The organism is Acidomonas methanolica (genome assembly GCF_004346035.1).
Taxonomy (GTDB): Bacteria; Pseudomonadota; Alphaproteobacteria; order Acetobacterales; family Acetobacteraceae; genus Acidomonas; species Acidomonas methanolica.
The window spans coordinates 208,953-216,753 of sequence record NZ_SLZN01000004.1 but is presented as its reverse complement, the minus strand read 5'-3'; the positions used below and the strand labels follow the sequence as shown (position 1 = coordinate 216,753).

Annotated in this window: 9 protein-coding genes; 7 read left to right on the top strand and 2 right to left on the bottom strand. The window is 62.4% G+C overall.

Going from position 1 to position 7,801, the window contains the following annotated elements:
• Positions 1-490: LysR family substrate-binding domain-containing protein (locus EDC31_RS05475; RefSeq protein ID WP_132126937.1), on the top strand; the 490-nt coding region annotated here is incomplete at its 5' end.
• Positions 491-524: 34 nt separating this feature from the next.
• Here the strand turns inward: EDC31_RS05475 and fabF are convergent.
• Both fabF and EDC31_RS05465 read right to left on the bottom strand, forming a co-directional pair.
• The gene (gene fabF / locus EDC31_RS05470; RefSeq protein WP_081797832.1) at positions 525-1,787 is read right to left on the bottom strand and encodes a beta-ketoacyl-ACP synthase II; all 1,263 of its coding nucleotides are present in this window, start codon (positions 1,785-1,787) and stop codon (positions 525-527) included.
• Positions 1,788-1,791: 4 nt separating this feature from the next.
• A complete protein-coding gene (locus EDC31_RS05465) occupies positions 1,792-2,301 on the bottom strand; it encodes a winged helix-turn-helix transcriptional regulator (protein ID WP_042061242.1) in 510 nt (169 codons plus the stop codon).
• A 195-nt stretch (positions 2,302-2,496) separates the two neighbouring features.
• Here EDC31_RS05465 and EDC31_RS05460 point away from each other — a divergent pair, with 195 nt between their 5' ends.
• From EDC31_RS05460 to EDC31_RS05435, 6 genes are all read left to right on the top strand, one after another.
• The gene (locus EDC31_RS05460) at positions 2,497-3,456 is read left to right on the top strand and encodes a LysR family transcriptional regulator (RefSeq protein WP_035302746.1); all 960 of its coding nucleotides are present in this window, start codon (positions 2,497-2,499) and stop codon (positions 3,454-3,456) included.
• Positions 3,457-3,640: 184 nt separating this feature from the next.
• Complete coding sequence (locus EDC31_RS05455) at positions 3,641-5,566, top strand: conjugal transfer protein TraG (RefSeq protein ID WP_456304005.1); 1,926 nt, start codon at positions 3,641-3,643, stop codon at positions 5,564-5,566.
• 10 nt (positions 5,567-5,576) lie between these two features.
• The gene (locus tag EDC31_RS05450) at positions 5,577-6,056 is read left to right on the top strand and encodes a hypothetical protein (RefSeq protein ID WP_024353496.1); all 480 of its coding nucleotides are present in this window, start codon (positions 5,577-5,579) and stop codon (positions 6,054-6,056) included.
• A gap of 147 nt (positions 6,057-6,203) precedes the next feature.
• The gene (gene trbB / locus EDC31_RS05445) at positions 6,204-7,187 is read left to right on the top strand and encodes a P-type conjugative transfer ATPase TrbB (RefSeq protein WP_132126936.1); all 984 of its coding nucleotides are present in this window, start codon (positions 6,204-6,206) and stop codon (positions 7,185-7,187) included.
• Positions 7,184-7,516 carry a TrbC/VirB2 family protein gene (locus tag EDC31_RS05440; protein WP_024353498.1) on the top strand — a complete coding sequence of 111 codons (333 nt, stop codon included), beginning with the start codon at positions 7,184-7,186 and terminating at the stop codon, positions 7,514-7,516. The genes trbB and EDC31_RS05440 overlap by 4 nt, the downstream gene beginning before the upstream one ends.
• A complete protein-coding gene (locus EDC31_RS05435) occupies positions 7,516-7,797 on the top strand; it encodes a VirB3 family type IV secretion system protein (protein WP_024353499.1) in 282 nt (93 codons plus the stop codon). The genes EDC31_RS05440 and EDC31_RS05435 overlap by 1 nt, the downstream gene beginning before the upstream one ends.
• Positions 7,798-7,801 lie beyond the last annotated feature (4 nt).

Genomic DNA, 7,801 nt, shown 5'->3' with positions numbered 1-7,801 from the left:
CGTCGCGGGCACGCCCCAACCACCCGACTGCCATTCCCGTCGCACATGGACCGAACCGCTCTTGGCGGTGCTACCGGAACGGCATCCGCTCGCCAAGCGGTCAGCCGTCACATGGCCCGATCTGGCAGGCGAGACGTTCCTTGTCCGGCATGGCGGCACTGGACCGCAGGTTCATAGCCATATCATGCTACGCCATGCCGAGCGCTGGCCTGCGCCGTCGATCCTGCGCTTCGACGTGGGGCGTGGCACCCTTTTGTCCTTGGTCGGACAGGGCTTCGGCATCACCATCGTCGGCGCGGCCACGGCGCTGTTGCCGACAAACGGCATTGTCTTCTTGCCCTTCGCCGACGAGCCGGAGCCGGTCGCCTTCTCGGCTGTCTGGTCGCCGTCCAACCGCAGCGCGGCGCTTCGTAACTTGCTCAGCCTCGCCAACGACATGGGCCGGCAGGTCTGCACGAATTCAGTACTGCCACGGATAGCGAGGGCGTGAGCCGAAGTGGTCGCGGAAGCACCGTCCGGGACTGTTATTGCCATCGCCGGAAAGCGACACTTGCATTAACGCCGCCAAAGCCGAATCCGTTGGAAATGGCATGTTCCATGAGAACAGGCCGTGCAGATTGGCGAACCAGATCGATACCTACGGCAATAGGATCGGGGCTCTCCAAATTTCTCGTTGGGGGAGCGATTTGATCCCGTAAGGCGAGTATCGTGAAGATCGCCTCAATGCCGCCAGCGGCACCGAGTAAGTGCCCCGTCGCTGACTTCGTGGCGCTTACAGCTACATCATGATCGCCAAAAACGGATTTTATCGCGGCTATTTCTCCTCGATCCCCTACGGGGGTGGAGGTTGAATGAGCGTTCAGATGTTGAACATCGTTGGGCTTCAAACCGGCACTTTGTAGCGCGATTTTCATTGCACGGGCCGCGCCTCGACCGTCCTCTGGACCGGCAGTCACATGGTGTGCATCAGCGCTTGTGCCGTATCCTACCAATTCGGCTATGGGTTTGGCACCCCGAGCAAGGGCATGTTCCAATTCTTCTATGACGATCAGACCCGCCCCTTCGGACATTACGAAACCATCGCGCTCGGTGTCGAACGGCCTTGACGCCATTTCAGGTGTAGTATTGTAGCCGGTAGATAGTGCTCGCGCGGCAGCAAATGCCCCGAGACTAACCTTGTCAATGCACGCTTCTGCTCCACCGCACAGAGCGATATCGGCTTCGTTGGAGCGTATCAGCCGCGCGGCGTCTCCGATGGCCTGAACGCTCGCAGCGCAGGCGGTTACAGGCGTGCCAATTGGGCCTGTAAATCCATGCCTGATGGTAACGTGTCCTGCTGCAAGGTTGGCAAGAAACGACGGCACGGTAAACGGTGAGAGCCTCCGTGCTCCCCGTGTATCCGTTATGCGAACTGCCGAAGCGATAGCAGGAAACCCGCCTATACCAGAGGCGATAATTGTCGCCGTGCGCTCACGTTCGTAGTCGCTCGTGGGATGCCATCCTGCCGTTTCAAGAGCCTCCTTCGCGGCCGCAAGTGCAAACAGAATGAAGCGATCCATTTTTCGTTGATCCTTTGTGTCAACGATTAAATCTGGATCAAAACCGGCTTCGGAATCTTCAATCAGGCTGGGAACGGTTCCCCCGATTTTCACCGGTAGATCATTGGAGATTTCATCAGGCAAATTCCTGATTCCCGATTTCCCGTCGAGGAGTCTTTTCCAGCTTATTTCAGTGCCAGAACCAAGGGGGCCAACTAAACCCATGCCGGTTACAACAATTCGGCGCATTGGATTATTCCGTTTCTTTTTCTGAGCTTATTCGCTTCATGCGATTTATGACGCGCATCGTTTCCTCTGTTGCGGCGGGGCCTGCCAGAAGAACGGTGTTTTCGGGAGTGATTGCTTCTCCTGTATTCGCGTCGATGATAACGGCGGTCCTCTCCTGTCCGGTTTTCTTGTCACCAAGGCGCATGGCTATTTCATTGGGCGCAAGGTTCCGGTTCCCCCATGCGAACAGGGCGATTGCTACCGGATAGAAATCTCGCCCCTTGTCGGTAAGGACGTATTCAAATCGAGGCGGATGATCATTGTATCGTTGCCTTTCAAACAGTCCTTCCGCCGTGAGATGCTTCAATCGCCTCGCCAAAATGTTCGCGGAAATACCGAGATTCTTCTCGAATTCATCGAATTTGCTAAGCCCTTGGAAGGCGTCTCGCAGGATCAGGATGCTCCACCAGTCACCGACGCTTTCCAGCGCTCGGGCTGCGGGACACTCGAATGACAGAAAGCTTGTTCGTTGCATGACACATCCATAATGGTGTAACTTCCATCATGCAAGTCACTTATGCGCAGTAGGCGACATAGTAGGAGGGGTAATCCAATGCGTCATTCTAAGGGAGCCAAGCACCTGCGTCTGCTACGGCGTGGAACAAAGCACTGTAGTGGCATTTGAGCGATGCGGCGGCGATCAGCACCGATGGATGGTTGCCCATGGGGTATGCCGACCACGCTCGGATCGCGTATCCCCCTCGCATCGCTGATCCAGACACTCGCCGTCGCCGAATATCTGAACTTCCGCCACGCCGCCAATGCGCTCGGCGTGGCGCAATCCAGCGTCAGCGCCCGCGTGAAGGCGCTGGAAGAAGACCTTGGTATCCTTCTGTTCGAGCGTCACGCGCGCGGCGTCCGACTGACCGAGGCCGGACACCACTTCGTCGAGCGGATAGCGGCCGGCGTCGATCAACTGGACCATGCAGTGAAGACCGCCGGCATGGCGGCAGCGGGAGAAAGCGGCCGGCTTCGTATCGGTATCCATGCCCTGATCCCGCACAGCTTCCTCGCAAAGCTGATCGGCCAATACCGCGAGGACCATCCCGGCGTTGAAGTCGAGATGACGGAAGGGACAGCTCGCGAAGCGGTGATGCAGCTTCGCGCCGACCGGCTGGACGTGGTGTTTGTCGCGGGCACGCCCGAGCTGCCAGACTGCCACACCCACCCGATCTGGACCGAACAGTTGGTTGCCGTGCTGCCGGATGGGCATCCACTCGCCGGGCAGTCGGCCGTCACATGGGCCGATCTGGCAGGCGAGACGTTTCTTGTCCGGCATGGCGGCACAGGTCCGCAGGTTCATAGCCATATCGTGCTGCGCCATGCCGGGCGCTGGCCCGCGCCGTCAATCCTGCGCTTCGACGTGGGGCGTGGCGCGCTGCTGTCCATGGTCGGACAGGGCTTCGGCATCACCATCGTCGGAGCAGCTACGGCGCTGCTGCCCACGTCCGGCATCGTCTTCCTGCCTTTCGCCGATGAGCCAGAGCCGGTTGCGTTCACCGCCGTCTGGTCGCCGTTCAATCGCAGCGCCACCCTGAAAAACCTGCTCAACCTTGCAAACAATATGAGGCGTTGCGGCGATTCGCCCGGCCAGTTGCGCAGCGGCGATCACCCGGCCGGATGGCGGTGAACGCAACCCGTCCTATTTGCCGCCGATAGTATCCGGTAGCCCTCCCGCACCCCCTTTCCTGTTGCCTGTCCGGTTTTGCCTACTCTCTGATCGGCTCCGTTTCTTTTGCCGACTGGAGCCTGCATTGCGCGGAGGCCGAATCCTTTGGGGTCAAATCGCTGTCGTCTTCACCATCGTTCTGGTGATGGTGTGGGCAGCGACGCAATGGACGGCGTTCCGCCTCCGCTTCCAGCTCCAGCTTGGCAATCCGTGGTTCGAGCTGGCGGGCTGGCCGGTCTATTATCCGCCGGCCTTCTTCTGGTGGTGGTTTTCGTTTGACGCCTATGCGCCCGCAATCTTCGTCGAAGGTGCCATCATCGCGGCGTCCGGCGGTTTCATCGCCATCGCCGCCGCCATCCTCATGTCGATCATCCGGGCGCGGGAGGCGCGCAACGTCGCCACCTATGGTTCGGCGCGATGGGCGGAGGATCGCGAAATCCGCGCCGCCGGTCTGCTCGGCCCCGATGGCGTGGTGCTCGGCAGATACGACCGGCACTATCTGCGCCATGACGGGCCGGAGCATGTGTTGTGCTTCGCCCCGACTCGCAGCGGCAAAGGTGTCGGGCTGGTGGTACCCACGCTGCTGACATGGCCGGGAAGCTGCATTGTCCACGACATCAAGGGCGAGAACTGGACTCTGACGGCCGGCTTTCGCGCCCAGCATGGCCGCGTCCTGCTGTTCGATCCCACGAACGCCAGATCGTCCGCCTACAATCCGCTGCTCGAAGTGCGGCAGGGGGAATGGGAAGTCCGCGACGTGCAGAACATCGCGGATATTCTGGTCGATCCCGAAGGCAGTCTCGACAAGCGCAACCATTGGGAAAAGACCAGCCATTCGCTACTGGTCGGCGCGATCCTGCATGTTCTCTATGCGGAGAAGGACAAGACCTTGGCGGGCGTCGCCAACTTCCTGTCCGATCCCCGCCGTCCGGTCGAGGCGACCTTGCGCGCCATGATGGATACGCCGCATCTCGGCGAGGCGGGCGTTCATCCCGTCATCGCGTCGTCGGCCCGCGAGCTGTTGAACAAATCCGAGAACGAACGGTCGGGCGTGCTCTCCACCGCCATGTCGTTTCTCGGCCTCTACCGCGATCCCGTGGTGGCGCGGGTGACGGCGCGATGCGACTGGCGCATTGCCGATCTGGTCGGCAGCCGCCAGCCCGTCACGCTCTACCTTGTCGTGCCGCCGTCCGACATAAACCGCACAAAGCCGCTTATCCGCCTGATCCTCAACCAGATCGGCAGGCGGTTGACCGAGGAATTGACCACCTCCGGCAAGCGCCATCGGCTGCTATTGATGCTGGACGAGTTTCCGGCGCTCGGCCGGCTCGATTTCTTTGAATCGGCGCTCGCCTTCATGGCGGGCTACGGAATCAAAGGCTTCCTGATCGCGCAGAGCCTCAACCAGATCGAGCGCGCCTATGGCCCGAACAACGCGATCCTCGACAACTGCCACGTCCGCGTCAGCTTCGCCACGAACGACGAAAGGACGGCGAAGCGTGTTTCAGACGCATTAGGCACGGCGACCGAGCTGCGCGACTCCACCAACTACGCAGGGCACCGCCTAGCCCCGTGGTTAGGTCACTTGATGGTGTCGCGGCAGGAGACGGCCCGGCCGCTGCTCACGCCGGGCGAAATCATGCAGCTTCCACCCACCGACGAAATCGTCATGGTCGCGGGCACGCCGCCGATCCGCGCCATCAAGGCGCGCTATTTCGAGGATGCGCGATTGCAGGAACGCATCCTGACCCCGCCCGATCTGGTCGCCGCTCCGCTGGCGCCCAGCCCATCCGCCGATGATTGGTCCGGCCGCGTGGTCGCGGCGGAAAGCCGTTCCGCGACGTGCGGAAGCGAGGCCGAAGGCGATCCGGCCAATGCGGGCATCCGCCGCGAGCCGGAATTGCCCGAGCATGAGGAAATCGTCGCCCCGCCGCCATCCCCCGAACAGGAGTTCGAGTTTCTGGACGACGAGCCGGACGTTGACGCGGCCAAGGCCCGCGCCATGCGCCAGCGCATGAGGATGGTGGCGCGGCAGGTGGCGATGAACCCCGATGATGGAATCGACCTTTGAGGATACGCCCATGGCAACCAGAACCCGCCTGAATCTCTATTTCGACCCCGCGCTCATTCCACAGATCGAGGCGATGGCGCTGCGCCGCTCGGTGGCGCTGCGCCGCAATGTCTCGAAATCCGCCATCGTTGAGGCGGCGGTCATGTCCTACCTGTCCGGCGATTCCGCCGACCAGCTTGAAGCCGCCATGTCGCGCCGCTTGGACAAGCTCGGCCGCCAGATCGACACGCTCGACCTAGATCTCGCCGTCCTTGGCGAGGCGGTCGCGCAGTTCATCCATTTCTGGATGACCCTCACGCCGCCGCTTACGGGAGCCGCACAATCCGCTGCCCGCGCCAAAGGCGCGGAGCGCTTTGAGGGCTTCATGCAGAATCTCGGACGGCGTCTGGCGACGGGCGACAGGTTCCTCAAAGAGCTGTCGCGTGACCTCGACTCACTTCCCGACGATCCGTTGCCGGACGAGTCCGAGAGCAACGGCGATCAAGAATAAGTATTCGGACCCATCCTATTTACCGCCGTTCGCCGCCGATCACCGCACGCAGCTAGATACTTGTTGAACCGGCCAGATTTCGGCCTCTCTTAATCGACCCCGATCCGGGGATGGCCTGTCGCGTCCCCGCAAGAAGCCGGGGCCGACATGACCACCAACCACCAAAGACCGGAAGCCATTGCGCGCGGCGCACGCATGTTGCGCACCGCGCTCGGCCCCGCCATTGCCCGGCTGCTCGAAGACCCGGCCGTGGTCGAGGTGATGTTGAACCCGGACGGGCGGTTGTGGATCGACCGCCTGTCCGAAGGGCTTTCCGATACGGGCGAGCGCCTGTCCGCCGCCGATGGCGAACGCATCGTTCGGCTGGTCGCGCATCATGTCGGCGCGGAGGTTCATGCCCGCAGCCCGCGCATCTCGGCCGAGCTGCCGGAGTCTGGCGAAAGATTCGAGGGCCTGCTGCCACCCGTGGTCGCCGCCCCGACCTTCGCCATCCGCAAGCCCGCCGTCGCCGTGTTCAGCCTCGACGACTATGTGGCGGCGGGGATCATGTCCACCGATCAGGCCGCGACGTTACGCGCGGCCGTTTCCTCCCGCGCAAATATCCTCGTGGCGGGCGGCACCAGCACCGGCAAGACCACGCTGACCAATGCGCTGCTCGCCGAGGTGGCGAAGACGGCGGATCGCGTCGTCATCATCGAGGATACGCGCGAGCTGCAATGCGCCGCGCCCAATCTAGTGGCGATGCGGACGAAAGACGGCGTGGCGACGCTTTCCGATCTGGTGCGTTCCTCGCTGCGCCTGCGCCCCGACCGCATCCCCATCGGCGAGGTGCGCGGATCGGAAGCCCTCGACCTCCTGAAAGCGTGGGGAACGGGACACCCCGGCGGCATCGGCACCATCCATGCAGGCACCGGCATCGGTGCGCTCCGTCGCCTTGAACAGCTCATCCAAGAGGCTGTCGTCACCGTCCCGCGCGCCCTGATCGCCGAGACAATCGACCTTGTTGCTGTCCTTTCCGGGCGCGGTTCCGCGCGCCGGCTTGCCGAGCTTGCCCGCGTCGAAGGGCTGAGGCCGGACGGCGACTACCGCATCACCCCCGCAATCCAAACCAGCACAGGAGAATCTTCATGATCCGCACGATTTCGCGCGGCTATCGCTTCGCCGCGACCGCCGCATCCACCCTTGCTATCAGCTTCATGCTCGCCCCGGCCGCCCATGCGTCGGGATCGTCGATGCCGTGGGAGCAACCGCTTCAGCAAATCCTTCAGTCCATTGAGGGACCCGTCGCAAAAATTATCGCGGTGATAATTATCATCGCCACCGGCCTGACCCTCGCGTTCGGGGACACCAGCGGCGGCTTTCGCCGTCTGATCCAGATCGTGTTCGGCCTGTCGATTGCTTTCGCCGCGTCGAGCTTCTTCCTGTCGTTCTTCTCGTTCGGCGGCGGGGCGCTCGTTTGATGGCCGTCGCGTTCGAGCAACTGGACGCCGTGCCGGGCTTCACGGTCCCGGTTCACCGGGCGCTGACCGAACATATCCTGCTCGGCGGCGCTCCGCGCGCCATCGCCATCATGAACGGAACGCTGGCCGGAGCCGTGGGCCTCGGCCTGCGCCTCTGGCTGATCGGCATCGCCATCTGGGCAATCGGCCACTTCGCGGCCGTATGGGCGGCAAAGCGCGATCCCCTCTTTGTCGAGGTCGGGCGGCGGCATCTCCGCATCCCCGGTCATTTGGCGGTTTGAGGGT